Source organism: Flavobacterium cheonhonense, assembly GCF_035671315.1.
GTDB lineage: Bacteria > Bacteroidota > Bacteroidia > Flavobacteriales > Flavobacteriaceae > Flavobacterium > Flavobacterium cheonhonense.
In genome coordinates this window covers 205,514-230,628 of sequence record NZ_JAXAVY010000004.1, presented here as the reverse complement: position 1 = coordinate 230,628, position 25,115 = coordinate 205,514, and the positions used below count along the sequence as shown (strand labels likewise).

Genomic DNA, 25,115 nt, shown 5'->3' with positions numbered 1-25,115 from the left:
AAAATCGAGACTCTTTTTTTTTATTCCTTTTTATGCATAAACAAATAATACACCGGAATTCCTAAAGCTACTATCACCAATCCTAAACCGGTGTTGACCGTATCATAAATTAATAACGATACGCAAATAGCTGCGGTTAACAATATATACAAAGCCGGAATAACCGGATAGCCGAAAGCTTTATATGGTCTTTCAGCATTAGGTTCTTTCTTTCTAAGGATAAAAATTCCGTAAATGGTAAGGATGTAAAACAATAAAGAGGCAAAAGTCGCATACGTTAACAAATCGCCATACTTCCCTGAAACACATAACAAACAAGCCCAAATACATTGGAACCAAAGCGCTTTCTCCGGTACGTCGAACTTGTTCAATTCGCCTGCTTTTTTGAAAAACAAATTGTCTTTCGCCATCGCATAAAACAAACGACCGCCGGATAAAACCAAACCGCTGTTACAGCCAAAAGTAGACACCATAATCAAAGCTGCCATCACAAAAACGCCTATATTGCCCATAATCATATTGGCCGCTGCCGCACCTACTCTATCTTGAGCAGCAAACATAATTCCGTTTTCCACTACCGAACCTTCAGGCGCACCGTTTAAAGGTAATAAGGCTAAATAAGCGATGTTCGCTAAAATATAAATTACAGTTACGATTAACGTTCCTAAAAACAAACTTCTCGGAATATTTTTCTTCGGATCTTTAATTTCTCCGGCAATGAAAGTGACATTATTCCAAGCATCGCTCGAGAATAAAGAGTTGATAATCGTTGCGCCTATGGCTCCAACTAAGGCAACACCGGTAAGCTTAGTTACTGTAACCGTTTGGGTAGTTTCGTCCAAAACCGTTTTACTGGCTTCCCAAGTGTTGTTGAAATTGTTCGAAAACGTATCAGTGCTGAAACCTATATACAATCCGAAACCAATAAGTGCAAATAGTGCGATAAGTTTGGCCGAGGTGAAAACCAACTGAATGACTTTTCCGTTTTTAACACCTTTGGTATTGATATACGTGAGCAATACCACGCTTGCCATCGCTAAAACCTGACTATTTTTAAAGACAAAACTATCGCCTATCCTAAAAATTTCTTCTTGCAATACCGGAAAAAATACCGCGGTGTAATTCGCAAAAGTCACCGCTACGGCTGCAATTACTCCGGTTTGAATCACTGTAAAAACGGTCCAGCCGTAGAGAAAAGAAGCCAACTTTCCGTAAGCGCGTTGGATATAAACAAACTGTCCGCCGGCGGTTGGCATCATTCCCGCCAATTCGCCATAACTTAAGGCTGCCGACATGGTCAGCAAACCGGTGATGAGCCAAGTGATTAATATCCAGGCAGCGGAACCTAGATCGCGCGCCATGTAAACGGTTACTACAAAAATACCGGATCCTATCATGGAACCGGCAACTATACTAGTGGCATCAATGAGCCCGAGTGAGCGTTTTAATTCTTTTTGTTCTGACATAAGGTTGGTTTAGTGGTTAGTTTTTCCAAATATAGTGAAATAGATGAAAGGGATAAGGGATAAGGCAAAAGTCAAAAAAACTGCTATCTCAAATCTACAACTTCTTCGCCTCTTCCCAAAAAACGTCCATCTCGGCCAAAGTCATATCCACTAGAGGTTTTCCTAACTCGGCGGCTTTGCTTTCCAAATACATGAATCGTTTGATAAATTTTTTATTGGTGCGTTCCAAAGCATCTTCTGGGTTGACTTTAAGAAATCGGGCGTAATTGATCATAGAGAACAACACATCACCAAACTCACTTTCAATTTTATCTTGATCGCCATTGTTTACCTCAACTTGCAGTTCGTTTAACTCTTCCTGCACTTTGTCCCAAACCTGATGCGGTTCTTCCCAATCAAAGCCTACGCCTTTTACTTTGTCTTGAATTCGGCTGGCTTTGACCAAAGCCGGTAAACTTTTCGGCACGCCTTCTAAAACCGATTTTTTACCTTCTTTGAGTTTGAGTTTTTCCCAGTTTTGCTTCACTTCTTCTTCGTTAGCCACCACTACATCACCGTAAATATGCGGATGACGATCGATTAATTTATCACAAATACTATTGGCTACATCGGCTATATCGAAGTCGTTGGTTTCGCTACCTATTTTGGCGTAAAACACTATGTGCAATAGCAAATCGCCCAACTCTTTTTTGATTTCCGGCAAATCGTTATCCAAAATCGCATCACCCAATTCGTAGGTTTCTTCGATAGTGAGATGGCGTAAACTCTCGAGGGTTTGCTTTTTATCCCACGGACATTTTTCCCGCAAATCATCCATAATGTCTAATAATCGGTTGAAAGCATCGAGTTGTTGTTGGCGTGTGTTCATTTGGATATTAGATATTAGATATTAGATTTTAGATTTTAGATATTAGATTTTAGATATTAGATTTTAGATATTTAATATCTAATATTTAATATTTAATATTTAATATTTTGTAGAGTAAAAATAAAAAATCCTATCATTGGGACACAACAATAGGATTTGTATTTATGAAGAAGTAATTAACTATTCTTCTTTTTTGTTTTTTTTAGGTGCTTTTTTGGCTTTAGCTTCTTCCTTTACTTCTTTCACCACTTCTTCCTTAATGGCTTCTGCGTTGGCTACTTTTGGCTCTTCTTTAGAAACCAAACCTTTGGCTTGAAGAATATTATACCAATTTAATACTTTCTTGATATCGGAAGCATAAACGCGGTCTTCATCGTAATCCGGTAAAATTTCTTTGAAATAGGCTATTAATTTAGCATTGTCTTCTTTGTGAGAAAGTGCCGGACCTTCATTTTCCTTCACAGCAATCGCTCTCATGATTTCAGCTAACGGTTTTTCTTCGCTGTAAGTGTACATCGAAATCTCAGAAAGTAAACTAACATTACTTCGCATTCCAACCGTAATTTTCTTTCCGTCTAATAGGGATTCTGCTAAAAATCCGGAACGGGTTTGTAATTTCAATTCGTATAAACCCGGCTTTCCGGCAATAGCTAAAATTTTATCTACGTTCATTGTCTTAATTTAATTTAGGGCACAAATATATCAAAGTTCAATGGCAAAGTTCAATGGCAATTGTTAATTTTTTCAAATTATTGTTGCCTATTGCCATTGCTATTGTTATAGCAATTATCTTCCTTTTTTATTGGCAAATTTCATCTTGTAATCCGGTCGGGCTTTGCCTTCCATGATGTTTTGCAACTTCTTTTTGATCAGTGTTTTTTTCAAGGTCGAAATTTTATCGGTAAACAAAACACCTTCAATGTGATCGTATTCGTGTTGGATTACGCGAGCAATTAAACCGTCAAAAACTTCTGTTTTCTTGTTGAAATCTTCATCGAAATATTCTAAAGTAATGCGTTCGTTACGGTAAACATCTTCACGCACATCGGGTATACTCAAACAACCTTCGTTAAAACCCCATTCTTCACCTTCTTCTTTCAACATTTTGGCGTTGATAAAAGTACGCTTGAAGGTTTTTAACTGCTCTTGTTCTTCTTTCGACAAATCGTCGCTGTCACTGAAAGGCTCCGTATCAATCACGAACAATCTGATAGCCAAACCTACTTGAGGCGCAGCCAATCCAACACCGTACGCATTGTACATCGTGTCATACATATTAGCGATAATTTCTTTTAAGTTGGGATAATCGGGCGTAATTTCCGCGCCTACTTGTCTTAAAACCGGTTCACCGTATCCGTAAATGGGAATAATCATTTGATTTGGATTTTGAAATAAGGAATTCAGATTATGAAAAATGACAATCTGCTTTCTGATTTAAAGCAGCAAAAGTAACAAAATTATATCATTTTTCGCGAGAGATAATCTTGGAGTAAAATCGTAGCCGCAATTTCATCAACCAAAGCTTTGTTTTGGCGTTGTTTTTTTGACAGTCCGCTGTCAATCATAGTTTGAAAAGCCATTTTCGAGGTAAAACGTTCGTCTACCCTTTCCACTTTTATCCCCGGGAAAGCTAAGGTAAAATCGGCTACAAACTTTTCAATGATTGGCGCACTTTCAGAAGGTTGACCGTTCATTTGTTTGGGTTCGCCAATCAAGACTTTAGTTACCGATTCTTTGGTGAAATAGTCCTTTAAAAAGGCGATAGCTGTATCCGACGGAATTGTAGTTAAGCCTGAGGCTATGATTTGTAATTCATCGGTGACCGCTATACCGGTTCTTTTAATTCCGTAATCTATGGCTATAATTCTGGGCATTCGAAATTAATTTATCGGCTCAAAGGTAGCCAAAACCGTTGTCTTTCCTTTTTGGAATTTCAGAATATTGTCTTTTAAGCTGTATCGGTCAGTTTGCTCCAGTATTTTAGCAAAGCGTGATTCTAATTCCATATTCGGGCAAGCCATTCGCGTCATAATCGCATTGGAAAACGACAAACCAAAAGCAGACGGCATTACATAACTGCCGGCAATGCTGTTACATCCGGCATAAGCCGTAAACCTTCCGTCTTTGGAATTCAACTTGATAAAATAATCTTTACTTCCGTTTTGTTTGACAATCTTACCGTTTAAGGTCATCAATCGCCATTTGGTTTCAGCCAATGTTGCTTTTCCAACTGCAGGATTTACCTTTTTGATTATCGTTTGGGCTTCCATACGATTGTTGAGATTGACTTTAGTAGCGTTAGAATTGTCTGTTACATCCGTTTGAACTTCGCTACTTTGTTTGGACAAAACGTATTGTAAAGCGAGTTTACCGGTGATTAATTTACCCGATAAGTCTAATTGGGTGATTTTATTTTCCCCCACAAAATACTGATTCGGAGCATTGTCAATTCCGTTTAAAATGATTTTAACACCATTGGCATCCCAAGTAAAGGTTCCTTTCTGTTCAAAAACTTTGTCGCCTTTTCCCAAATAACGGGTTTGTAGTTTATAAGTATTGTTTTCATTGATGCATAGTACCGTTTCCAATCCTTCACAATCAGCACAAGGCAAAACACCTTTATAGGTTCCGATGTAATCCAACGATTTTCTGGCATGGTGCGCCGCTTCTTTCACAAGGGAATCCATTTTGGCTATCGAATCTTGGGCGGAAGGCTGACTTTCTGCTTGTTTTTGACAGCTCAAAAACATTGAAAATAAAGCAATTAAAAGCAAAGAATTACTTCTCATGGACAATATATTTATTGGTTTTAAGGTTAGAACAAACTTACTTAATCTGATTTGTTGACAGTACACTTTAACATTTTTTTGATTTAAAGAATTGCGTTGCAACTTTCTAAAAATGAAACTATCTTTGCCACTCATGCCTTTTGGGCCATCATCAAAAAGTTAAATTTGTAAACATGACTACACTACAAAATACCATAGAAAAAGCTTGGGACAACCGTGCTTTGTTACAAGAAGAAACGACTACTAATGCCATACGCGAAGTCATTGCAATGTTAGATGCCGGAACCTTGCGCGTTGCCGAACCAACCGCAAACGGATGGCAAGTTAACGAATGGGTAAAGAAAGCTGTTGTAATGTATTTCCCTATCCAAAAAATGGAAACTTGGGAAGCCGGAATTTTTGAATACCACGACAAAATGTTATTGAAAACCGGTTATGCCGAAAAAGGCATTCGCGTAGTACCTCCAGCGACCGCTCGTTATGGCGCTTACATTTCTAAAGGCGTTATTTTGATGCCGAGTTACGTGAACATCGGTGCTTATGTAGATGAAGGAACCATGGTGGATACTTGGGCTACTGTAGGTAGTTGCGCGCAAATCGGGAAAGATGTTCACCTTTCGGGAGGTGTTGGGATTGGCGGTGTTTTAGAACCGTTACAAGCTGCTCCTGTAATTATTGAAGATGGCGCTTTTATCGGTTCCAGATGTATAGTAGTGGAAGGTGTTCATGTGGGCAAAGAAGCGGTTTTGGGTGCTAATGTATGTTTGACCGCATCGACTAAAATTATCGACGTGACCGGTTCGGAACCGAAAGAATACAAAGGCTATGTGCCGGAGCGTTCTGTAGTCATACCGGGTAGTTATACCAAATCATTTGCCGCGGGCGATTACCAAGTACCGTGTGCCTTAATCATCGGCACTCGTAAACCTTCCACCGATTTAAAAACCTCTCTGAACAATGCGTTAAGAGAATACGACGTAGCTGTTTAATTTAAATAGCAGATATTAGATTTTAAACCTAAATCTAATATTTGAAATCTAATATCAAATATTCCTTATGAAAGTACTGGTAATACAAATCAAAATGATTGGCGATGTGTTGGCCAGTACGGTCATTTGTGAAACGATAAAAAAAAATCTTCCCGGAGCCGAAGTTCATTATCTGATTCAGAAAAACACTTTTCCTGTGGTTGATAACAATCCGTTTATAGACAAAGTCCTTTTCTTCGAACCGCAGGAACACAAAGGATTTCTGAACTTGTATCGCTTTGGTAAAAGCCTGAAAAAAGAGCAATACGACATCGTTATTGACGCTTATTGCAAATGGGACAGTATTTTACCGGCTTATTTTACGGGAGCCAAAACCATCGTCGGACATTACAAATGGTACACACAATTTTTCTATACCAAAACCGTAGTGCCTGATGCCGATTGCAATGCAACAGCGAATGCCTATCGTTTATCGCTTTCTAAAACGGCTTTGGGTAAAGAAGTGGAAATGATTTATCCACAGATTCATTTGCGTGAAGAGGAAAAGGAGAAAGCTAAAGCTGCCATCAAAGAAAATTGCGACACTTCCAAACCGATTTTTATGATTGGTATTTTAGGTAGCGGAAAAAACAAAAGTTTGCCACCAAAATACATGGCCGAAACGTTAGACCTGATTACAAATACCAAAGACGTTCAATTGCTTTTCAATTATATGCCGAATCAATTGGAAGAGGTGAAAGCCATTTATGATTTGTGTGCCGAAACAACTCAGCATAAAATCAACTTGGATTTTTATGCCAAAGGTTTAAGAGATTTTATCGCCCTACAATCGCAATGTGATGCGCTGATAGGCAATGAAGGCGGCGCTACCAATATGGCCAAGGCTTTAAATGTGCCTACGTTTACCATCTACGCGCCTTGGATTAACCGAACTTCATGGAATATCAAGGAAGAAACCGGATTTTACGATATCGTACATTTGAGTGATTACTATCCGGAATTGTACCAAAAGCACGCCAAAAACTACAAAGCATTGGCTTTTGAATGGTACGAAAAATTGAAACCGGAGTTGTATGCCGATAAATTAAAAGCGTTTGTGCTTAGAGTGACGAAGTAAACTTGTCCAAATACCATTGCACTTGTTGTTCCAACCCTTTTTTGAACGTTACTTTCGGTTCGTAGTCCAATAATTTTCTGGCTTTATCAATCACCGCCGAGGTTTTTTCTTGGTCGCCTTTACGCGCCGGTTTGTGATCGACAATCAACTTTTTATGCATAATTTCTTCCACCAAGTTGATGCCTTCTTGGGTAGTGTGCACTTCATCGGTACCCAAATTGATGATTTCACCGTTCACTTCCTCTTCTTTCCCGATAATAGCCACTAAGCCATCCACGATGTCACCTACATAAGTAAAACTTCTTTCGTGTTTAACACTGCCTTCGAAAAGCGGAAAAGGTTTATCGGAATACAAATTCTCTATGAGTTTGGTGTACAATTTCTCCGGACGTTCTCTAGGTCCGTAAACAGAATACAAACGAATAGAACAAGCCTTTAACTTACCCAAACGTTGTTGCCCTAAGACCAATTGCTCGGCTGCTAACTTAGTACTGCCGTAGAAAGAGATAGGTTTCGCCGGTACATTTTCATCCACATTAGCCACCAAACCGTACACGGAAGAAGTCGCTATATTGATAAAAGATTTTAAATTCGGATTGTATTTGGCTACCGCATCGAGTAAGTTTTGGGTAGCAAAAATATTGTTAGTCACATAATCGCTTAGTGGAGTTTCGGCTGAAATTCCGGGCTGCGCGGCTAAGTGATAAATATAATCGTAAGGATTTTTGAAAACCGTTTGCAAGTTGTCATTCAAATCAATTTCAATAACGTCAATGCCTTTGGCTTTCAAATCGGAAGCATTTAAACGTTTTAAAGCCGGACTGTAATAATCGTTAAAATTATCCAATCCCACTACTTCATGACCTAAATCGCGTAGTTTTTCACAAAGATGTGAGGCGATAAAACCTGCTGCTCCGGTGACTAATATCCTCATGAACTAAATGTTGTCTTTTTTTATACCGTAAGGCGTCCAAACTATTTTTTTGTCTTTTACTTCTTTGCGGATGGCCAAATTAGCCGCTAATGATTCCGGTGTTTTATAGCCACGCGGATGATCCAAATGCAATACGATGGCTTTGTGTCGGATTTGCTTTCCTTTGATGCCGTTATTTTCCAAACGCTCTCCGAATTCTCTATCCGGCCCGCCGTATTTCATGCGCTCGTCATAACCGTTAATGGCAATCATGTCTTCGCGAAAACCCGAAGAATTACAATTGTTGAATGAGGCATTAGTAGGAGAAATAAAGTCTAATATATTCGCCGACAAATCATTTGCGCCAATTTTTAAGGCATTCGACAGGTTGAGTTTGTCGATGCTTTTCAGCCATTTCAAATCGAAACATCTACCGGAAAGTATATCATCTTTGGCAATTTCCTTACTCAACTTCATCGATAATTTGCAATAGCCTCCGGAGAGAAATCTACCTTTTTGGGCATATTTAGCGTGAATTTCCACAAAATCTTTTCGCGGAATACAATCACCGTCAGTCATAATAATGTACTCGTGAGCTGCTTCCATGATCGCCACATTTAAAATTTCCTGACGGCGATACCCTTGGTCTTCGTGCCACAAATGACGTACCGGAACCGGATAATTTTGGGCATAACTGTCAATCAATTCCTTGGTTGAAGGTCGAGAACCGTCGTCGGCAATAATCAATTCAAAGTCTTTGTACGTTTGAACACTGTAGCCGATTAATACTTTCTCTAACCATTCTTCGGCATTGTAAGTACTAACAATAACTGATATTTTCATATTGGGTAATTATGTTGCAAAGGTAATTATATTTTCAATTTATCAATCCCATTCTCAATTCGGATTACTTTATGCTTTTTATTGTAGCGTCGGATTGCCATATTGTGCTTTATTTTTTCGGCATTGGCATAGCCTCGGGCGTGATCCAAATGGAGGCAAATGGCACTGTACCGTATTTGTTTAGACAACATACCGTTGTTAAACATGCGCTCTCCCAATTCGCGGTCCATACCGCCGTAATCCATAGCCTCGTTAAAACCATTTACCGCCAAAATATCTTCTTTGAATCCGGAAGAATTGTGACCGTTCCAAGAGCGTTTGGTTGGTGTTATCCAATTCATAAAAGCCGCGAAATATTTATTGTGGGTAAGCTTTGACAACTTAAAATTGGTTTTCAAGCCTTTTTTCAAAAGCCAAGCTATTTCAAAACATTTTTGATTCAGTATGTCTTGGTCTGTAATCGATTCGGAGATAGCCATAGGTAACTTAAAATAGCCGCCGGAGAGGAAAAAACCGGTTTCTCTTTCCTTGAGATGAACAGCAACAAAATCCTTTCGCGGGATGCAATCTCCATCCGTAAAAAGCAAATAATCGGCACCCGATTGCAAAATAGCTTTGTTCAAAATTCTCGACTTTCGGAACCCTTTATCTTCGTGCCAAACATGCACAATCGGATAGGCAAATTTTCCCTGGAATTGCGCAATAATCTCGGCAGTTTTGGACGTAGAACCATCATCGGCGATGACCACTTCAAAATCGGTTTCGGTTTGCACGGTGTAGCCCAAAAGCACTTTGCGCAGCCATTCTTCCGAATTGTAAGTGGTAATAATTACTGATAATTTCATCTACGATTAAAAGGGAAAAATACGATTTTTCGAGGAACAACCTCGGCTTTTCTTGGTAATTTTTTTGAATGATCCTAGCGGTAAAAGTAACCAATTGGCTTTTAGACTCAAACAAAATGATTATTTTTGAAAAAAAAATATGATTTTTGAGCATTACCTCATCACCCGATTCAATCTGAAAAATCCCAAGTGGAAGTTCACCAAAAACAATGAATTGCTGCTGAATGACCAATGGATGGACGAAAGAATGGCGCTTTTTGCCGACTTTTGTTTGCCTTCGGTAGTGGCACAAACCAACAAAAATTTCAAATGGCTGTTGTATTTTGATACCGATACTTCCGAAAAGCACCGTGCTCAAATCACCGAATTACTCCAACCACATCCTTTTATAGAAGCCCATTACATCGATGGCATGCCGATGTTGGTTGAATCAATCCGCCAATACATTACTACTCATGTTAAAGCGGAGTATCTGATTACGTCTCGCATTGACAACGACGATAGCATCAGCAAGCATTTTATCGAAACCATACAATCAAAATTCGACAAACAAGAACATTTAGCAGTAGATGTAACGGCCGGTTATACTTTAAACTTATCTCCGGTTATGATAGGCAAAAAAGAGCATTTGTTTAATCCGTTCATGAGCTTGATTGAAAAAACAGCCAACGCTAAAACGGTTTGGTTTTACGACCACAATATGTGGAAAAAAGAAAAAAATATCATTCACTTATCGCATCCGAGATTGTGGATGTCCAACATACATGAAAAGAACAAAGTAAATGAGTTTGACGGCTACGGCAACATCAATTGGGACAAAGTGAGTCAGGATTTCATTCTTTCTCCTGAAAAAAATGCCGAAATCGCTGCTACGGTGATTCCGCAATCAAAATGGCGTTGGTTGAGTTGTAAGAACCAACTTTATGTTACTTTTGGCTTCTATTTAAAACTCATCAAAAAGAAATTAGGACTTTATAAAATCAAATAACACATGAAAATTGTAATTCTCGCGGCCGGCATTGGCTCCCGACTCGGAAATCCGTTTCCAAAACCGCTTACGACACTAGATGACGGTAAAAGCATTATGGAGAGACAAATTGACAACATCACTCAATATTTTGATATCAATGACATTTTCATAGTGGTTGGTTTTAAAAAGGAATTGATTATGGAACGCTTTGATGAAGTGGCTTACGTATACAATCCGTTATTTGACTGTACCAATACTTCGAAAAGTTTGCTGAAAGTCCTGAAAAAATTCAAAAACGAACCCGTACTTTGGTTCAACGGAGATGTGGTTTTTGATGCCAAATTGTTGTCCGAACTAATGCCTACCATCAAAGAAGATAAATCTTTCGTAGCGGTAAATACCTCTCGAGTTTCAGATGAAGAAGTCAAATATACCTTAACCGACGGTTACATTGATGAATTGTCCAAAGTAGTTAAAAACGGTTTGGGCGAAGCAGTCGGCATCAATTTTATCAGTTCGGGCGATTTGCAATCGTTTGTCAATCGTCTAGAAGAAGTAGACGACAACGATTACTTTGAAAGAGGTTTGGAATTGGCCATTCAACGCGATAATTTAAAAATCAAACCCATAGATATTTCAAAGTACGATTGCATTGAAGTAGATTTCAAAGAAGATTTAGCCAACGCCAATCAATTACTGAAAAAATAATGAGAACCGTACTTTTTTGCGAACATGCTTATGCTTTCGGTATTTTAGAACCGATTGCCGATGTGTTGAAAGCAAAGCAATACGACTATGTTTGGTTTACCACCAAAGCCTTAGCACCAAAGTTTCCCTTTAAAAATGAGCCGCATATCAGCAGCATGTCTGAATTGAGAAAATTTAAAAGTGACTGTCTTTTCATTCCCGGAAATTACTCGCCCTTTTACATCAGAGGTTACAAAGCCCAAGTATTTCATGGCTTGGCCGGTGAAAAAGCCTCCCATTTTAAAGTCAGAGGCTACTTTGATGTTTACCTGACACAAGGCCCGTATTTCACTGAGCGCTTCAACCAAATCAAAGCCAAACACCAAAACTTTGAAGTCATTGAAACCGGCTGGTGCAAACTCGATGTTTACGAAAAAAACAAGGAAAGTTATTTAGCGGAAAAAGCCGAATTACTCCAAAAACACCAGGCCAAAAAACTACTGGTCCTTGCGCCTACGCACAATGTGAGTATGAATTGCGCGCCTTTTTTAGTCGCTGAATTTGAACAATTGGCTTCTAATAAAGATTATCTGATTGTGGTGAAATTCCACGATTTAACCAAGCCCGAAGTGATGACGGCTTACCACGAATTGGCAGCCAAACACGACAACATTGTAATGTCGAAAGACCCGAATATCAGCAAACTCATTTACATTGGCGATTTGCTCATCAGCGATACTTCGTCGGTGGTATACGAATTTATTTTGTTAGATAAACCGGTGCTGACATTCAAATCAAAAGCCGAAAACATCCTTTGGGACGACGCTAAAGAATACAGCGGTTTGGCAGAAAAAGTGGAAGCTAATTTGACAATTGACGCCTATAAAGACCAAAGAGAAAAAGTCATTGCGGCTTACCATCCTTATCACGATGGCAAATCATCATTGCGCATGATTGAAGCGGTAGAAAAAATGATCGCTGAAAAAGGCGTGCCGAAATACCGTAAAATGGGTATTGACCGAATGATCGAATCCCTTAAGATTTTCAACATAAAAAATCGCTAATGAACAATCCCAACGAAGAAGTACACAAAGCGTTTGAAGTCATCCAAAACGGCGGCATCATCCTCTATCCTACCGATACGGTTTGGGGAATAGGTTGTGATGCGACAAATGAGGAAGCCGTCAAAAAAATCTACGCTTTAAAACAACGTGAAGAAACCAAAAGTATGATAGTGTTGATGAATGGCGAAAAGATGATGTACAACGTTTTCAAAGACATTCCGGAAGTGGCTTGGCAAATCCTGGATTTTTCCGAAAAGCCTACCACTTTAATCCTAGATAATCCGAGAAATGTGGCTGCTAATATTATTGCCGATGACAAAACCTTGGGCGTCAGAATAGTGAAAGAACCGTTCTGCTTTAAGTTGATGGAACGCATGAAAAAACCATTGGTTTCCACTTCTGCCAATATTTCCGGACAACCTACACCAAAATCTTTTAAAGAAATCAGCCCTGAAATTATAAACGGTGTAGACTATGTAGTAAATTTGCACCGCGAAAAAACCTGCGATAAACCGTCAACGATTATTAAGTTAACTAGTGACAGTCAGGTGAAGATTATTCGCAAGTGAATGTGATTTAAGAATGAAGATTAACGAATTTAGATTGCAGAATTATCAATTACATCAAAAATCGACAATCGTTAATCAGCAATCAACAGTCAAATAATGAATTACACTAAAGCTTTACACAACCCAATATTTAAAATCATAGCACAAGCAAGCCAAGAACTGAACTTGGAAAGCTACGTGATTGGCGGATTTGTCCGTGATTTTTTACTGCAACGCGATTTTAAAAAAGACATCGACATCGTTGCGGTTGGTTCGGGTATTGATTTAGCGTTGAAAGTCTCCGAATTGTTACCCAACAAACCCAAGGTACAGGTCTTTAAAAACTACGGTACCGCCATGTTGCGCTACAAGGAAATTGACATCGAATTTGTAGGCGCGCGCAAAGAAAGTTATGCTGAAAACAGTCGCAATCCCTTGGTAGAAACCGGTACTTTAGAAGACGATCAAAACCGACGCGACTTTACAATTAACGCTTTGGCTTTTTCTTTAAACTCGAATAGTTATGGCGATTTGGTTGATCCTTTTAACGGCTTGACCGATTTACAAAACAAACTCATCAAAACGCCATTGGAACCGAATATCACCTATTCCGATGATCCGTTGCGCATGATGAGAGCAATTCGTTTTGCTACACAACTGAATTTTACCATCGAAGAAAAATCGTTGCGAGCCATAGCCGATAATAAAGACCGAATCAAAATCATTTCAGGCGAACGCATAGTAGACGAATTGAACAAAATTCTCGAAACCCCGAAACCGTCGATTGGTTTTTTACATTTATACAAAACAGGATTACTCGAAATTATTTTACCCGAACTAACGGCGCTCAACAATGTAGAAGAAATCGAAGGACATACCCATAAAAACAACTTTTACCACACCTTAGAAGTGGTTGATAATATTTGCCCGAATACCGATGATGTTTGGTTGCGCTGGGCCGCATTGTTACACGACATTGGTAAAGCACCAACCAAACGCTTCAATAAAAAACAAGGCTGGACGTTTCACGGACACGAATTTTTGGGTGGTAAAATGGTCAAAAGAATCTTTGAACGATTGCATATGCCGTTAAACCACAAAATGAAGTTTGTACAAAAAATGGTGATGCTGAGTTCCCGACCAATTGTATTGTCGGAAGACATCGTAACCGATTCTGCAGTTCGCCGACTGGTGTTTGATGCCGGAGAAGATGTAGACAACTTAATGACATTATGCGAAGCCGATATCACCACAAAAAATCCGGCCAAGTTTAAAAAATACCACAACAATTTCGACATCGTTCGCCGCAAGATTATTGAAGTGGAAGAGCGCGATCACATTCGTAACTTCCAACCGCCAATTTCGGGAGAAGAAATTATGGCGCTATTCAATTTACAACCCTCACGCGAAATAGGTGTTTTAAAAGAAGCCGTAAAAGAAGCCATTTTGGAGGGAGAAATCCCGAACGAATACCAAGCAGCTTATGATTTTGTGGTCACCAAAGCGGAAAAAATGGGTTTAAAAAAAGTGAACTAATTTGATAATGTAACAATTTGAAAATTAATTAAAAGATTATTATAAATTGTTTAAGTAGAAAAAGGACAAAAGCATTTTAAATTTGCAACTCAGTTACTCAGCGACTTAGTAACTCAGCGACTCTAAACTATGAAAAAAGACAAATCAGTCATTTATTGGCTACTTTCAGGTTGTGTTTTAGTGTTTATTATGGTGGTGGTTGGCGGTATTACACGCTTAACCAATTCGGGGTTATCCATGACCGACTGGCATTTGGTAACCGATACTTTCCCGCCTATGAGTGAGGAAAAATGGGTACATGCCTTTGAAGAATACAAGAAATTCCCGGAATACCAAAAAATCAATATCCATAACGATTTTCAGTTAGACGATTACAAGTTCATCTATTTTTGGGAATGGTTCCACCGTTTTATCGGCCGAATCATCGGTTTGGTTTTCATCATTCCTTTTGTGTACTTTTTAATCACAAAACGCATCGACAAAGCCACTTTAAACAAATGCTTTATTCTTTTGGGAATGGGCGCTTTGCAAGGCTTTTTCGGCTGGTTTATGGTAAAAAGCGGTTTGGTAGACAATCCGGATGTGAGTCATTTTCGTTTAGCGTTGCATTTGACTTTTGCCTTTATCACCTTTGCGTATACGCTTTGGGTAGCATTGGATTTGATTTATCCGGAGCGAAAAGAAGTGATTGTACCACTCAAAAAATTAGCGCGAGTTACGATGTTCTTTCTAATTGTGCAAATCATTTACGGTGGTTTTGTGGCCGGATTAAACGCCGGATTGATTCACAACCATTGGCCATTGATGAGTGACGGACAGTTTTTTCACGACAGTATCCAATTAGAATACGACAGCTGGCTATTGCGTTTCACTGAAGGCAAAAGCGGCGTGCAGTTTGTACACCGAACTATGGCTTACGTGGTAGTAGGTTTGATCTTATTTTTGTATTTCAAGAGCAAAAAACACACGCTTAGTCTCCAACAACAAAAAGGCTTAAATGCTTTAGTATTTTTGGTTTTTGTACAATTTACTTTGGGCGTATTTACCTTGTTGTATGCGGTCCCTCTTTGGTTGGGCTTGACGCATCAGGTGTTAGCTTTCTTTTTATTAACGGCGATGACCTATACACTACACCGATTTTCAAAATAATACGCTTATCCGACTATATTGTCACAGTTACCTTGTTTATGAACTTAAATGTCCAAACTTGCTGCACAAGATAAATTTTTAGATTTATCCGATTATGGAAGGTCTTTTGGGAAATTTTTTGCCCACCAATTAAAAGATTCTCGCTTCACACCTATTCATGTTACCTTACTTTTTGGCCTTTCCGGATTGATTGCAATCTATTGCATTTTGGAACATCACTACTTACTGGCCGGATTTTTTATACTGCTCAAATCGGGCATTGATGCTGCCGACGGTGAATTGGCGCGTCTTAAAAACACACCTTCCTATTCGGGAAGATATTTAGATAGTGTATTTGATATTGTATTGAACTTCCTATTTTTGATGGCCATTTGTTATGTATCGGCAACCTCAATTTGGTTTACCCTTTTGGCTTTTATCAGTATTCAATTGCAAGGTACTTTATACAACTATTATTATGTGATTTTACGAAACAAATCAGTTGGCGGAGATAGTACCAGTAAAATATTCGAATACAAAACCCCCAGAGCTTTACCGGGTGAAAGCCAAAAGTCGGTCAATATATTGTTTAGCATTTACCAAATAGTCTACGGCACTTTTGACAAAATTATCCATGCACTTGATGCAGATGCGTACAAAGTAAAAACTTTCCCCAACTGGTTTATGACTGTACTTTCTCTTTATGGTCTTGGATTTCAATTGCTGATTATAGCCGTAATGTTACCTTTGGGTTGGATTGAGTTTATAGTTCCTTTCTTTATCTTTTATACAGCACTTATCTTAGGCTTGATTTGGATTCGGAAAAGATATATTAAATAAAAAAGTCCCAATCAATATCGGGACTTTTCATTTATGCTTTTTTCTTTGTTTTGATAGAACAACCTATGGCTTTGGTTGTGGCCGGACTTGGTTCGGTTCCGTTGTCTAAGGCGCGAATAGCGTTCTCCAAATACTTCTCTTTTACAGCCGAAGCATCATCAGAATTGTCATCAATGGAACCAATGTATTTTACAATTAAATTTTTGTCCAACAAAAACACATGTGGCGTTTTAGTAGCGCCGTATTGTGGATAAATCTTCTGCCCTTCATCTACCAAATAAGGGAAAAAAAATCCTTTTACTTTGGCTTTTTCCTGCATCAACTCGAAGGTATCTGCCGGTTGGGCTTCGGGATCATTCGGATTAATCGCCAACAAGACATAACCTTTGGATTTGTATTTTTTGGCAATCGCATTGATTCGGTCTTCATACTTGATGGCAAACGGACAAGTATTGCAGGTGAACACTACAATAAATCCTTTGGCATCTTTGTAATCGGCCATGCTGTACATTTTGCCGTCAACCGATTTTAATTTGAAATCGGTGGCTTTATCGCCCGGTTGGTAACCGTTCGACTCTGTAGTTTCTCCCAAAAACAAGGAGCTGAAAAACAAAATAAGTAAGGGTAAAAATTTCATAGTGACTAATTTAGTTATGATTGATAAATGCGTTTACGTAGTTGTTGAGTTCAGTAAAATTTTCGAATTCGCGCTCGGCAAACAGCTTTCTTTTTCCACTAATAATCAGCGTGGCCGGAATTGCACCCGACCAAGAGTCATCAATTTTGTCCAACCAAGCATTGTAATCTTTATCACTCAGCAAAATAACCTCAGCGGTTAACTGCTTTTTTGCTACAAATGGTATAAGCTTTTTCTCTAAGTCTTTTCGGCTGTCCAAACTGACTAAAATGACTTTCACTTTGGGATTATCTTTATGCAATTGCTCAAAATAGGGTAATTCTTTAATACAAGGCGCACACCAAGTAGCCCAAAAGTTAACTACATAAGTATTACCATCTTCTTTGAGAACCGCTTTTTCAAAGGCATCAAACTTTTCGTAAACAGTCATTTGTGCCAAAACATTTTGAGTAAAGGCCAATATGAAAAAGATTAAGAAATTGTAAAGTAACTTCAATTGAGAAAATTTATGCATAACGAATTTAGTGAGTTCATTTTTAGATTTTAAACTACTTAACAAAATTTTACGACTGTGTTAAAACATAAAGATAATAATAATCAAAATCTTACGTTTACTATAAAATATTAAATACGAAACCATTATGATTAAGTTATTTCAATGTTTGTTTATTTTACAACCTTTACTTTTATTATCTCAAAACCAAAGTGAGTATCCCGATGTAATCATTGACTCGTACAATAGCACCACTAAAACAAAAAATATTTTTTATGGCGGCTCAAAAGTTCCATCAAAGAAAAACTCTGTTTCCTTGGATTCTCTTTTTTATAAAAATGATTGTTATATAAGTTTACCCAAAGACAGCTATGTTATCGTTGGTTTTACGAACAATTATATTATTGATGCGCCTAATCAAAATGATATTTTTATTGAAGAAGTTGGTGGTGCCGGCGAATATGCTGATGTGTTTGTGAGCTCTGACAATATCGAATATAAGTTTTTAGGCGTTGCCGGCAATGGAAGTATAAATGAACTTGACTTAGCCAAGATTGGCTATACAAATCAAGTCAAATACATTAAAGTTGTGGGTAAAGACAGCAAAGGCTCTTCACCTGGTTTTGATATTGGCTGTATTTACGGATTGCCTGGCGCCAATAAATCCGCAGAAGTTATAGTGCTTGAAAATGTGTTGTTTGAAACCAATAAAACTGTTTTACTACAAGAATCTTTTGAAACCTTAAACCAATTGGTAAAACAATTACAAGCCAACAAATCAGTACAAATAGAAATCAGAGGTCATACAGATAATATTGGTGAAGAAGCCAAAAACCAAATACTTTCAGAACAACGTGCCAAAGCGGTTTTAGATTATCTAGTCTCTCAAGGTATTGAGGCCAAACGGCTTTCTTATCACGGATTTGGAAGCACGCAACCTATTGCCTCGAATGATACCAACGAAGGAAGAACCAAAAACAGAAGGGTTGAGTTTTTGAAAGTAGAATAACCAAAACCTATCCCAACCATTCTTTGAAATCGTTCACGCGTTCTCTGGCCACAATTACTTCATCGTCTTTGTAGGTCGGTAAAATCACTTTGAGGCGTGAATTACTGTGCAACTGAATTTCTTTAATGGCTTTCATCGGGATGATGAATTTACGGGAAACGCGGTAAAATACATCCGGATCGAGTTCGGTTTCGAGTTGTTCCAAAGTCGAATCCAACAAATAATCACGATTGTCTACAGTGTGCAAATACGTGCCTTTATTTTCGCTGAAGAAACATTCGACTTCGTCAATGGCAATCATCTTGAGTTGTTGTCCCATTTTGATGGTAAAGCGTTTTTTGTATTGTCGGTCGATTGGATTCACCAACATCTTTTTGATGGCTTCAAAATCTAAACCGGTGACCAAACTTTTTTGAAATTGATTTTTGAATTTGGTCACTGCGGTCTCCAAATCGTCTTCGTCTATAGGTTTTAACAAATAATCGATACTGTTGAGTTTGAAGGCGCGCAAGGCATATTCATCATATGCTGTGGTAAAAATAACAGCACTTTTGATGTCGATTCTTTCAAAAATTTCAAACGACAATCCGTCGGACAGTTGGATGTCGAGGAATATCAAATCGGGATGCGCATTGGCGTTGAACCAATTTATCGATTCTTCTACAGAATGTAACAATGTATTGACTGTGAGTCCGAGTTTTTCCACTTTGCGTTGGAGCAATCGGGCAGCGGGCTTTTCGTCTTCAATGATGATGATGTTCATGTTTATTTTGAGTGACTGAGTGACTGAGTTCCTGAAGGGCTAAGTTCATTTTGCTGATTTGCTCAGCAACTTAGGCACTCAGTATCTCAGTCACTATATTATTCCCATTTATTGTTTTTCTCTTTCTCCATTAATTCTCTGATTTTCTTGTCTTCCCAGTTTTTACCTAAAATCATGGTAGGCATAAAAACGGAAAGTCCGTGCGCAGCTAAACCGATACCCCAGAAAAAGGCAGTAGAAAATTGGCGAAGTTCCAAACTCCAATTGTCACTACTGCTAAATTGAATCTGAGAAATAATGATGGCGGTGTTGATCACCAAATAAACTACGGCATGCGTGTAAAATCCTTTTATTTTTTGGACTCTTTTCGCGGCCTCTTGGTATTTTATGTCGTCGTATTGTTCCATGATTATTCAAATTTATTGGTTTTCTTTTCTTCTTCCATATACTGCTTGATCTTTTTTTCTTCCCATTCTTTATTGAAAAACGGGAACCAATTAAAGACTTTCATCGCGTGAAAGAACAACCCAATTCCCCAGCCTAACATCGACCAAACAAACCATAAATATTGTGGTGTATAGCGCAGGTTGATAAAAATCAATAATCCCATTACCAAAACATAAGAAGCCAAATGACCGTAAAAACCTTTGATGTCTTCGACTTGTTTTTTCGCTTTTTGGTAGCGTTCAAATTCGTTAGTAGTTTCCATGATTATTCCCATTTTTGTTGTTTGGTTTTTTCCTTTTCCATGATTTTCTGAATGCGTTTTTGTTCCCATTGGTAACCCAATACCTTTTGTGTTATAAACAACTGCATTGCTTGCATCACCAAGAAGAAGGTCCACAATCCCATCACAAATTCATTGATAAAACGAATCGGCCAAAAGTTGAGCGGTACGCCAAAATAAGTCTTAGCCACATACACCGCAACACCAATAACGTAAATAAACAAGTGCGTGTAAAATTGTTTTAGCTTGTGTACGCGCTCTTTGACAATTTGTTCCAAAATTTCGTTCGAGGGTTCCATAACTAACTCCATTTGTTGTTTGAATTGTTTTCTTTGTTTAAGATTTCACGAATCTTCTTTTCTTCCCAGGATTTTCCATAACCAAACGTTTCCAGCGCGTGAAAGGTTAAACCCATTCCCCAACCCAACATCGGGAACCAAAACCAATGAAAATTACTGGTTTTAAGATTGATAAAAATTAAAATCGGGATAACGAAACAATACGAAATTAAGTTGCCGTAAAATCCTTTGAGTTTCTCCACTCGCTCTTTGGCTCTAACATAAGCCATATTTTCATTGTAGATATTTTGTGTTTCCATGATGACAATTTGTTTGGTTAAAATAGGAATTTTGACCTTGAAAGCGGTTTCGGTTTGTTCCACTAAAACCTTTCTTTCCGAAATCAAGCCGTAACGATTAACGATGTTCTGCAGCCCAACGCCTTTTCGATCTTGCAAGACTTCTTTCTTTTGTAAATTATTTTCAACGATTAAATAGTTGTTCTCAATATAAATCTTGATGTGTAGCGGTTTTTGCTCACTCACTACATTGTGCTTGATGGTATTTTCCAATAAAAGTTGGAGCGACAACGGTACTACTTTGGCTTCCGGATTGTCAAAATCGGTTGGTAATTCATAGCTGATACTGTTTTCAAAACGCATTTTGAGCAAATTCATATACGTTTTGGCAAACGACAATTCTTCTTCCACCGACACCAATTCTTTATCTTTTTGTTCCAACACATAACGGTAAATTTTAGACAAAGAAGTGGTGAACTTTTGCGCATTATCCGGATTTTCTTCAATTAACGAACTCAATACATTCAAGCTGTTGAACAAAAAATGCGGATCGATTTGGTTTTTCAAACTTTCAAACTGGGCTGAAGCAGTTCCGGCTATAACTTTTTGTTCTTTGACTTTATTTTCCGCATAAGCTTTGTAAAAGTAAAAGGCGTGGAAAGCTAAAGTTACTATCAAAGTAATGACTATAGCAACCAAATAATTCGCCATGTGTTCCTGACTTAAAAAAACACTGAACGGAATGCCTTCTACCCATACATCTTCAAAAATGCGGAGTAAAAAAATCACCACTATCGAAACCAAAAACGAAAGAACAAACCCTATCAAAATGCGTTTTGGGGTGAATCGTTCCGCTTGGAACACTTTGTCTAAATACATAAAAACAACCGCATTCGACAAATATAAAGTCATCCCGTACAACATGGTGTAGCCAAAGTTCACCAGCAAAGCGTAGTTGAAGGTGATGCTGTTTCCGGTAATCAATCGGATCAAAACCAACACAAAAAAGATGGTTAGTGAAATGATGATAGCTCTGGGAATTTCTTTGATTATTCGTTTCATTTCTTATTTCATTAGTTGCTGAGTCGCTAAGGTGCTGAGGCACTGAGTTCATTTTCTTAGAACCTTAGTGCCTTAGCCACTTAGTACCTTTATTTACAATTTTTCAATGCTTGCTGGGCTCTGTCTAATCCCCATTTTGGATGAAAAGGTGATTCGGGTACGAATTTTTCAAATAAAGGAATGGCGGATTCCAAATCTAAGCATAATTTTTTCACATCGGCACCGGTCCATTGGGCGCCGCTGATTTCAAACTCGGCTTTACAGTAAACTACTCTGGGATTTTCCGGCGCAATGATTTTGGCTTTAGTATACAACTCCATCACTTTAGGCGAATACTTCATCCCGTTGACCATAGGATCTTGCACAATCATGGCCGTGTAAATCATAGCTTGCATCACCAGTAATTCTGCGTTATTCGGACTGATTACTGTAGCTGCATCTTGGGCTTGTTGGGCTTTCTCAAGTAAAGCAGTAGCGTTGCTTTTGTTAGCCGGATTGAAAGCTTCTGTTGTGTTAATCATGGCTACATAATAATTGGGTAACCAGTTGCTTTTTTCTGCGGAAGCGATGCGTTCCATTACATCGGAAGCTTCTTTAGATTTGCCTTCTCTCCACAAACCAAGGGCTTTAGTCATTCCTTGTTCGTAGGGTGTTTGCGCCGATAAAACGGAGCTTACTAAAAGGGCGATAATGGTAATAATTTTTGTCATGATTCTTGATTTTTTAGATGATTAAAACTCTAGTTATTTTATACTCCAAAAGTAGTTTGGTTAATTTGGTTGTGAAATTTATAATAACCGAATTGTAGATTTTTGGGGATGAACTGTTTTTCTTGGAGAGCCTGAGTTTCTGAGTAACTAAGTAGCTAAGCGTTTTTTGCTTTAACTCAGGCTATCAGTCACTCAGCAACTCAGCAACTCAGTTACTCTTTATAAATTATTCAACTGATTGTCTTTCTTATTCTCACTAATGGTCCAAAAGAAGCCTACAAAGAAAAACTGATCTGCGGTTGGGCGAATAGCTCTTCTGTTGTAAACACCATCCGTATTGGGTGTATTGGCGTATTCATAACCAAAAACATTAGCCGTTCCTAAAACATTCGATACCGAAAAATACAAAATCTTTTGTTGTGTCATTAAATAAGCCCAACCTAAACTCAAGTTATTGTAACCTTTGGTGCTGCCGTTCATGAACTGAGACTCGTTCGGATTGTTGAATGGTCTTCCGGTAGTGAAAGAATTGGTCACACTCAATTGCGATTTTAATTTGTTAATCCACCATTTTGACACTACGCTTAAACTGTGCTTGGCCACAAAACTCGGCGTTACTTCGGCCGTAAAGTTGCGGTAGTTTCTTTGGGTATCGATATAGGAATAGGAAACCCAATACTCCAGATTTTTAACCGATTTGTTATCTCTCCAAAACACATCTAATCCTTGAGCGTAGCCGGAACCGGAATTGCTGAAATCAGAATTAAACTGAACTGTTGGTGTGTCAAACTTCACCAAATCTTGGTATGATTTTAAATATACTTCCGCTCTAAACGTTCTGCGGTCTTTGCTGTATTGGTAATTCAAAATGTAATGCTGGGCTTTTTCGCTTTCCAAATAATCGGCATATTTTAAGTATTCTTGTCTCGGTGCTTGGGTAAAACTACCGTAGGCAAAGGAGAACTGACCGTTTTGAGCTATTTTATAAGCCAATGAAGCGCGCGGTGCTATTACAGTTTCTCTCAGCAAATCGTTGTCAGACAAACGTGCGCCCAATTTAACTGCAAACTTTTTAGAAAAGAAAATATCTGTTTCAGCGTAGAATGCGGCTATATTAGCATCATAACCGCTATTGAAGTTTCCACCGGAATTAGCCTTGAAATCTTCATTGAAACGGGTGATGAAATAATCACTTCCGAAAGACAATTTTACCCTATCGGAAAACGATTTTTTCAATTTTAATTTCAAATGTGAAGCGTGTTCTGTGTTGGCAACGTCATCCAAACTGATACCTATTTTATTTTCGCTATACCCATAACTCAATCCGCTGAACAATTGCCATTGGGAACCAAAATTGGCTTTGTAGGACGAATTAAGATAAAAATTGTTATTGTTCAAATCCACTCTGATTTTATCGGGACTATTGATAGTTTCACTGTTGATATCGAATTGGGAAGCTTCAAAAGCCGCATACAATTTGAACATGCCCGAATCAAAACTATGACGGTAAACCGCTTCTCCTGAAAGCGACTGAAACGGTTTATTCCAATCGGCGCGTTGCGGAAAAACTTTTTGGTATGGTTCTAAGTTGATGTAAGCCGTATTAAAACTCAACGAGTTGTTGCCCCATTTTTGGGTATTGGCCAAACCCAAACCTACCGTCATCAATGAAATATCTGTTTTTTCTTCTGTGGCTTCGTCTTGGGTATTCAATAACAACACACTCGACAAAGCTTCGCCGTATTCGGCCGAATAACCTCCGGTAGAAAACGACATACCGCTGAATAAAAAAGGAGAAAATCGTCCGCGAGTCGGCACATTCGCTGTAGTCGCGCCATAAGGTTGGGCTACCCGAATACCGTCCACAAACGTTTGGGTTTCATCGGCTTCCCCGCCACGCACGAACAGTCTGCCGTCTTCACCTACGGTTTGGGTTCCGGGCAAAGTTTGCAAAGCCGAAACTATGTCGCCCATTGCACCGGCAGTAGTCACTATATCCAAGGGTTTCAACACCGAAACTCTGGCTTTTTCACCGGCATCAAACGTTCCGGCAGTAACGATAACAGCATCTAAAGAATTGACACTTTCTTTGAGTTTGAACGTTTTATTTTGACCATTGGCTACATCAATGGTAACCTTTAAAGTTTCATAGGTTAGGAAGCTAATCACCAATACCTGATTCCCTGTAGCGGTTGAAGTAAAAGTAAAACGACCATTGTCATCAGATGAAGCACCATCATAGGTACCTTCAATAAAAATGTTCGCACCGGCGATGGGTTTATTCTTTTCATCCAGCACCGTTCCCGAGATAGTTTGTTGGGCTTGGGTAGCAAAAGCTACTACCAGTAAAACGAAAGTGTAAAATGTCTTCATTGTTCATGTTTTGATGCAACAAACTTCTAATAAATTCCAACGCTGCCCAATTTAAATTAACCGAATTGTAATTTTTCAAGGATGAATTGTTAAAGTTCAAAAAAAAGTAGCTTTAACAAAATATCACGAGAAAATTCAGTACAATTGCAGTACCAAAACCA

28 protein-coding genes are annotated in these 25,115 nt (G+C 38.5%); 10 read left to right on the top strand and 18 right to left on the bottom strand.

The genetic code is table 11. The annotated features are described in order from the left end of the window. Positions 1-20: 20 nt before the first annotated feature. From SK086_RS10805 to SK086_RS10780, 6 genes are all read right to left on the bottom strand, one after another. The gene (locus tag SK086_RS10805; RefSeq protein WP_324691619.1) at positions 21-1,466 is read right to left on the bottom strand and encodes an APC family permease; all 1,446 of its coding nucleotides are present in this window, start codon (positions 1,464-1,466) and stop codon (positions 21-23) included. A 94-nt stretch (positions 1,467-1,560) separates the two neighbouring features. Next, positions 1,561-2,334, bottom strand: coding sequence for a nucleoside triphosphate pyrophosphohydrolase (gene mazG, locus SK086_RS10800; RefSeq protein ID WP_324691618.1), 774 nt, complete (start codon positions 2,332-2,334; stop codon positions 1,561-1,563). A 180-nt stretch (positions 2,335-2,514) separates the two neighbouring features. Further along, positions 2,515-3,006: a DUF5606 family protein gene (locus tag SK086_RS10795; protein ID WP_324691616.1), complete on the bottom strand. Its 492-nt coding sequence runs from the start codon at positions 3,004-3,006 to the stop codon at positions 2,515-2,517. A 114-nt stretch (positions 3,007-3,120) separates the two neighbouring features. Continuing rightward, entirely contained in the window at positions 3,121-3,708 is a 588-nt protein-coding gene (gene def, locus SK086_RS10790) for a peptide deformylase (protein WP_290875522.1), read from the bottom strand. Positions 3,709-3,791: 83 nt separating this feature from the next. Further along, a complete protein-coding gene (gene ruvX / locus SK086_RS10785) occupies positions 3,792-4,208 on the bottom strand; it encodes a Holliday junction resolvase RuvX (protein ID WP_290875524.1) in 417 nt (138 codons plus the stop codon). Between the two features lie 6 nt (positions 4,209-4,214). Next, the gene (locus SK086_RS10780; protein WP_324691615.1) at positions 4,215-5,123 is read right to left on the bottom strand and encodes a copper resistance protein NlpE N-terminal domain-containing protein; all 909 of its coding nucleotides are present in this window, start codon (positions 5,121-5,123) and stop codon (positions 4,215-4,217) included. Positions 5,124-5,296: 173 nt separating this feature from the next. Here SK086_RS10780 and SK086_RS10775 point away from each other — a divergent pair, with 173 nt between their 5' ends. After that, on the top strand, positions 5,297-6,112 hold the full coding sequence (locus SK086_RS10775; protein WP_324691614.1) for a 2,3,4,5-tetrahydropyridine-2,6-dicarboxylate N-succinyltransferase: 816 nt from the start codon (positions 5,297-5,299) through the stop codon (positions 6,110-6,112). Positions 6,113-6,179: 67 nt separating this feature from the next. Beyond that, on the top strand, positions 6,180-7,229 hold the full coding sequence (locus SK086_RS10770) for a glycosyltransferase family 9 protein (protein ID WP_324691613.1): 1,050 nt from the start codon (positions 6,180-6,182) through the stop codon (positions 7,227-7,229). On the opposite strand, the gene SK086_RS10765 is transcribed toward SK086_RS10770, so the two are convergent. From SK086_RS10765 to SK086_RS10755, 3 genes are read right to left on the bottom strand one after another with little or no spacing between them, the layout of a single operon-like run. Continuing rightward, complete coding sequence (locus SK086_RS10765) at positions 7,213-8,163, bottom strand: NAD-dependent epimerase/dehydratase family protein (protein WP_324691612.1); 951 nt, start codon at positions 8,161-8,163, stop codon at positions 7,213-7,215. The genes SK086_RS10770 and SK086_RS10765 overlap by 17 nt on opposite strands. Positions 8,164-8,166: 3 nt before the next feature. Beyond that, positions 8,167-8,985 (bottom strand): glycosyltransferase family 2 protein, encoded by an 819-nt coding sequence (locus SK086_RS10760; protein ID WP_324691611.1) that lies wholly within the window; start codon positions 8,983-8,985, stop codon positions 8,167-8,169. Positions 8,986-9,011: 26 nt separating this feature from the next. Next, entirely contained in the window at positions 9,012-9,830 is an 819-nt protein-coding gene (locus SK086_RS10755) for a glycosyltransferase family 2 protein (protein WP_324691609.1), read from the bottom strand. Between the two features lie 139 nt (positions 9,831-9,969). Here SK086_RS10755 and SK086_RS10750 point away from each other — a divergent pair, with 139 nt between their 5' ends. The 7 genes from SK086_RS10750 (at position 9,970) to SK086_RS10720 (ending at position 16,603) form a co-directional block, all read left to right on the top strand. After that, entirely contained in the window at positions 9,970-10,818 is an 849-nt protein-coding gene (locus tag SK086_RS10750) for a glycosyltransferase (RefSeq protein ID WP_324691607.1), read from the top strand. A gap of 3 nt (positions 10,819-10,821) precedes the next feature. Next, positions 10,822-11,508, top strand: coding sequence for a phosphocholine cytidylyltransferase family protein (locus SK086_RS10745; protein ID WP_324691606.1), 687 nt, complete (start codon positions 10,822-10,824; stop codon positions 11,506-11,508). Then, on the top strand, positions 11,508-12,551 hold the full coding sequence (locus SK086_RS10740) for a CDP-glycerol glycerophosphotransferase family protein (protein WP_324691605.1): 1,044 nt from the start codon (positions 11,508-11,510) through the stop codon (positions 12,549-12,551). The genes SK086_RS10745 and SK086_RS10740 overlap by 1 nt, the downstream gene beginning before the upstream one ends. Continuing rightward, the gene (locus tag SK086_RS10735) at positions 12,551-13,120 is read left to right on the top strand and encodes an L-threonylcarbamoyladenylate synthase (protein WP_324691604.1); all 570 of its coding nucleotides are present in this window, start codon (positions 12,551-12,553) and stop codon (positions 13,118-13,120) included. The genes SK086_RS10740 and SK086_RS10735 overlap by 1 nt, the downstream gene beginning before the upstream one ends. A 96-nt stretch (positions 13,121-13,216) precedes the next feature. After that, a complete protein-coding gene (locus SK086_RS10730) occupies positions 13,217-14,635 on the top strand; it encodes a CCA tRNA nucleotidyltransferase (protein WP_324691602.1) in 1,419 nt (472 codons plus the stop codon). Positions 14,636-14,764: 129 nt separating this feature from the next. Further along, positions 14,765-15,784, top strand: coding sequence for a COX15/CtaA family protein (locus SK086_RS10725; protein WP_324691601.1), 1,020 nt, complete (start codon positions 14,765-14,767; stop codon positions 15,782-15,784). A gap of 48 nt (positions 15,785-15,832) precedes the next feature. Continuing rightward, complete coding sequence (locus SK086_RS10720; protein ID WP_324691600.1) at positions 15,833-16,603, top strand: CDP-alcohol phosphatidyltransferase family protein; 771 nt, start codon at positions 15,833-15,835, stop codon at positions 16,601-16,603. Positions 16,604-16,634: 31 nt separating this feature from the next. Here SK086_RS10720 and SK086_RS10715 read toward each other — a convergent pair whose 3' ends face one another. Continuing rightward, the gene (locus tag SK086_RS10715) at positions 16,635-17,240 is read right to left on the bottom strand and encodes a thioredoxin family protein (RefSeq protein ID WP_324691599.1); all 606 of its coding nucleotides are present in this window, start codon (positions 17,238-17,240) and stop codon (positions 16,635-16,637) included. A 10-nt stretch (positions 17,241-17,250) separates the two neighbouring features. Further along, complete coding sequence (locus tag SK086_RS10710; protein WP_324691598.1) at positions 17,251-17,754, bottom strand: TlpA family protein disulfide reductase; 504 nt, start codon at positions 17,752-17,754, stop codon at positions 17,251-17,253. A gap of 127 nt (positions 17,755-17,881) precedes the next feature. Here SK086_RS10710 and SK086_RS10705 point away from each other — a divergent pair, with 127 nt between their 5' ends. Further along, positions 17,882-18,742 (top strand): OmpA family protein, encoded by an 861-nt coding sequence (locus tag SK086_RS10705; protein WP_324691597.1) that lies wholly within the window; start codon positions 17,882-17,884, stop codon positions 18,740-18,742. A 7-nt stretch (positions 18,743-18,749) separates the two neighbouring features. Here the strand turns inward: SK086_RS10705 and SK086_RS10700 are convergent, their stop codons facing one another. From SK086_RS10700 to SK086_RS10670, 7 genes are all read right to left on the bottom strand, one after another. Further along, positions 18,750-19,505, bottom strand: coding sequence for a LytR/AlgR family response regulator transcription factor (locus SK086_RS10700; RefSeq protein ID WP_324691596.1), 756 nt, complete (start codon positions 19,503-19,505; stop codon positions 18,750-18,752). Between the two features lie 98 nt (positions 19,506-19,603). Continuing rightward, positions 19,604-19,912 (bottom strand): 2TM domain-containing protein, encoded by a 309-nt coding sequence (locus SK086_RS10695; RefSeq protein WP_324691595.1) that lies wholly within the window; start codon positions 19,910-19,912, stop codon positions 19,604-19,606. 2 nt (positions 19,913-19,914) lie between these two features. Beyond that, complete coding sequence (locus tag SK086_RS10690; protein WP_324691594.1) at positions 19,915-20,214, bottom strand: 2TM domain-containing protein; 300 nt, start codon at positions 20,212-20,214, stop codon at positions 19,915-19,917. 2 nt (positions 20,215-20,216) lie between these two features. Further along, positions 20,217-20,543, bottom strand: coding sequence for a 2TM domain-containing protein (locus SK086_RS10685; protein WP_324691593.1), 327 nt, complete (start codon positions 20,541-20,543; stop codon positions 20,217-20,219). After that, entirely contained in the window at positions 20,534-21,871 is a 1,338-nt protein-coding gene (locus SK086_RS10680) for a 2TM domain-containing protein (RefSeq protein WP_324691592.1), read from the bottom strand. The genes SK086_RS10685 and SK086_RS10680 overlap by 10 nt, the downstream gene beginning before the upstream one ends. Positions 21,872-21,960: 89 nt before the next feature. Further along, positions 21,961-22,581, bottom strand: coding sequence for a tetratricopeptide repeat protein (locus SK086_RS10675; RefSeq protein ID WP_324691591.1), 621 nt, complete (start codon positions 22,579-22,581; stop codon positions 21,961-21,963). A gap of 219 nt (positions 22,582-22,800) precedes the next feature. After that, the gene (locus SK086_RS10670; RefSeq protein WP_324691590.1) at positions 22,801-24,954 is read right to left on the bottom strand and encodes a TonB-dependent receptor; all 2,154 of its coding nucleotides are present in this window, start codon (positions 24,952-24,954) and stop codon (positions 22,801-22,803) included. Positions 24,955-25,115: the final 161 nt, after the last annotated feature.

Bases quoted from the DNA above. Each gene is read 5' to 3' on its own strand.
- SK086_RS10805 (WP_324691619.1), bottom strand. From the start codon at position 1,466: ATGTCAGAACAAAAAGAATTAAAACGCTCACTCGGGCTCATTGATGCC.
- mazG (WP_324691618.1), bottom strand. From the start codon at position 2,334: ATGAACACACGCCAACAACAACTCGATGCTTTCAACCGATTATTAGAC.
- SK086_RS10795 (WP_324691616.1), bottom strand. From the start codon at position 3,006: ATGAACGTAGATAAAATTTTAGCTATTGCCGGAAAGCCGGGTTTATAC.
- def (WP_290875522.1), bottom strand. From the start codon at position 3,708: ATGATTATTCCCATTTACGGATACGGTGAACCGGTTTTAAGACAAGTA.
- ruvX (WP_290875524.1), bottom strand. From the start codon at position 4,208: ATGCCCAGAATTATAGCCATAGATTACGGAATTAAAAGAACCGGTATA.
- SK086_RS10780 (WP_324691615.1), bottom strand. From the start codon at position 5,123: ATGAGAAGTAATTCTTTGCTTTTAATTGCTTTATTTTCAATGTTTTTG.
- SK086_RS10775 (WP_324691614.1), top strand. From the start codon at position 5,297: ATGACTACACTACAAAATACCATAGAAAAAGCTTGGGACAACCGTGCT.
- SK086_RS10770 (WP_324691613.1), top strand. From the start codon at position 6,180: ATGAAAGTACTGGTAATACAAATCAAAATGATTGGCGATGTGTTGGCC.
- SK086_RS10765 (WP_324691612.1), bottom strand. From the start codon at position 8,163: ATGAGGATATTAGTCACCGGAGCAGCAGGTTTTATCGCCTCACATCTT.
- SK086_RS10760 (WP_324691611.1), bottom strand. From the start codon at position 8,985: ATGAAAATATCAGTTATTGTTAGTACTTACAATGCCGAAGAATGGTTA.
- SK086_RS10755 (WP_324691609.1), bottom strand. From the start codon at position 9,830: ATGAAATTATCAGTAATTATTACCACTTACAATTCGGAAGAATGGCTG.
- SK086_RS10750 (WP_324691607.1), top strand. From the start codon at position 9,970: ATGATTTTTGAGCATTACCTCATCACCCGATTCAATCTGAAAAATCCC.
- SK086_RS10745 (WP_324691606.1), top strand. From the start codon at position 10,822: ATGAAAATTGTAATTCTCGCGGCCGGCATTGGCTCCCGACTCGGAAAT.
- SK086_RS10740 (WP_324691605.1), top strand. From the start codon at position 11,508: ATGAGAACCGTACTTTTTTGCGAACATGCTTATGCTTTCGGTATTTTA.
- SK086_RS10735 (WP_324691604.1), top strand. From the start codon at position 12,551: ATGAACAATCCCAACGAAGAAGTACACAAAGCGTTTGAAGTCATCCAA.
- SK086_RS10730 (WP_324691602.1), top strand. From the start codon at position 13,217: ATGAATTACACTAAAGCTTTACACAACCCAATATTTAAAATCATAGCA.
- SK086_RS10725 (WP_324691601.1), top strand. From the start codon at position 14,765: ATGAAAAAAGACAAATCAGTCATTTATTGGCTACTTTCAGGTTGTGTT.
- SK086_RS10720 (WP_324691600.1), top strand. From the start codon at position 15,833: ATGTCCAAACTTGCTGCACAAGATAAATTTTTAGATTTATCCGATTAT.
- SK086_RS10715 (WP_324691599.1), bottom strand. From the start codon at position 17,240: ATGAAATTTTTACCCTTACTTATTTTGTTTTTCAGCTCCTTGTTTTTG.
- SK086_RS10710 (WP_324691598.1), bottom strand. From the start codon at position 17,754: ATGCATAAATTTTCTCAATTGAAGTTACTTTACAATTTCTTAATCTTT.
- SK086_RS10705 (WP_324691597.1), top strand. From the start codon at position 17,882: ATGATTAAGTTATTTCAATGTTTGTTTATTTTACAACCTTTACTTTTA.
- SK086_RS10700 (WP_324691596.1), bottom strand. From the start codon at position 19,505: ATGAACATCATCATCATTGAAGACGAAAAGCCCGCTGCCCGATTGCTC.
- SK086_RS10695 (WP_324691595.1), bottom strand. From the start codon at position 19,912: ATGGAACAATACGACGACATAAAATACCAAGAGGCCGCGAAAAGAGTC.
- SK086_RS10690 (WP_324691594.1), bottom strand. From the start codon at position 20,214: ATGGAAACTACTAACGAATTTGAACGCTACCAAAAAGCGAAAAAACAA.
- SK086_RS10685 (WP_324691593.1), bottom strand. From the start codon at position 20,543: ATGGAGTTAGTTATGGAACCCTCGAACGAAATTTTGGAACAAATTGTC.
- SK086_RS10680 (WP_324691592.1), bottom strand. From the start codon at position 21,871: ATGAAACGAATAATCAAAGAAATTCCCAGAGCTATCATCATTTCACTA.
- SK086_RS10675 (WP_324691591.1), bottom strand. From the start codon at position 22,581: ATGACAAAAATTATTACCATTATCGCCCTTTTAGTAAGCTCCGTTTTA.
- SK086_RS10670 (WP_324691590.1), bottom strand. From the start codon at position 24,954: ATGAAGACATTTTACACTTTCGTTTTACTGGTAGTAGCTTTTGCTACC.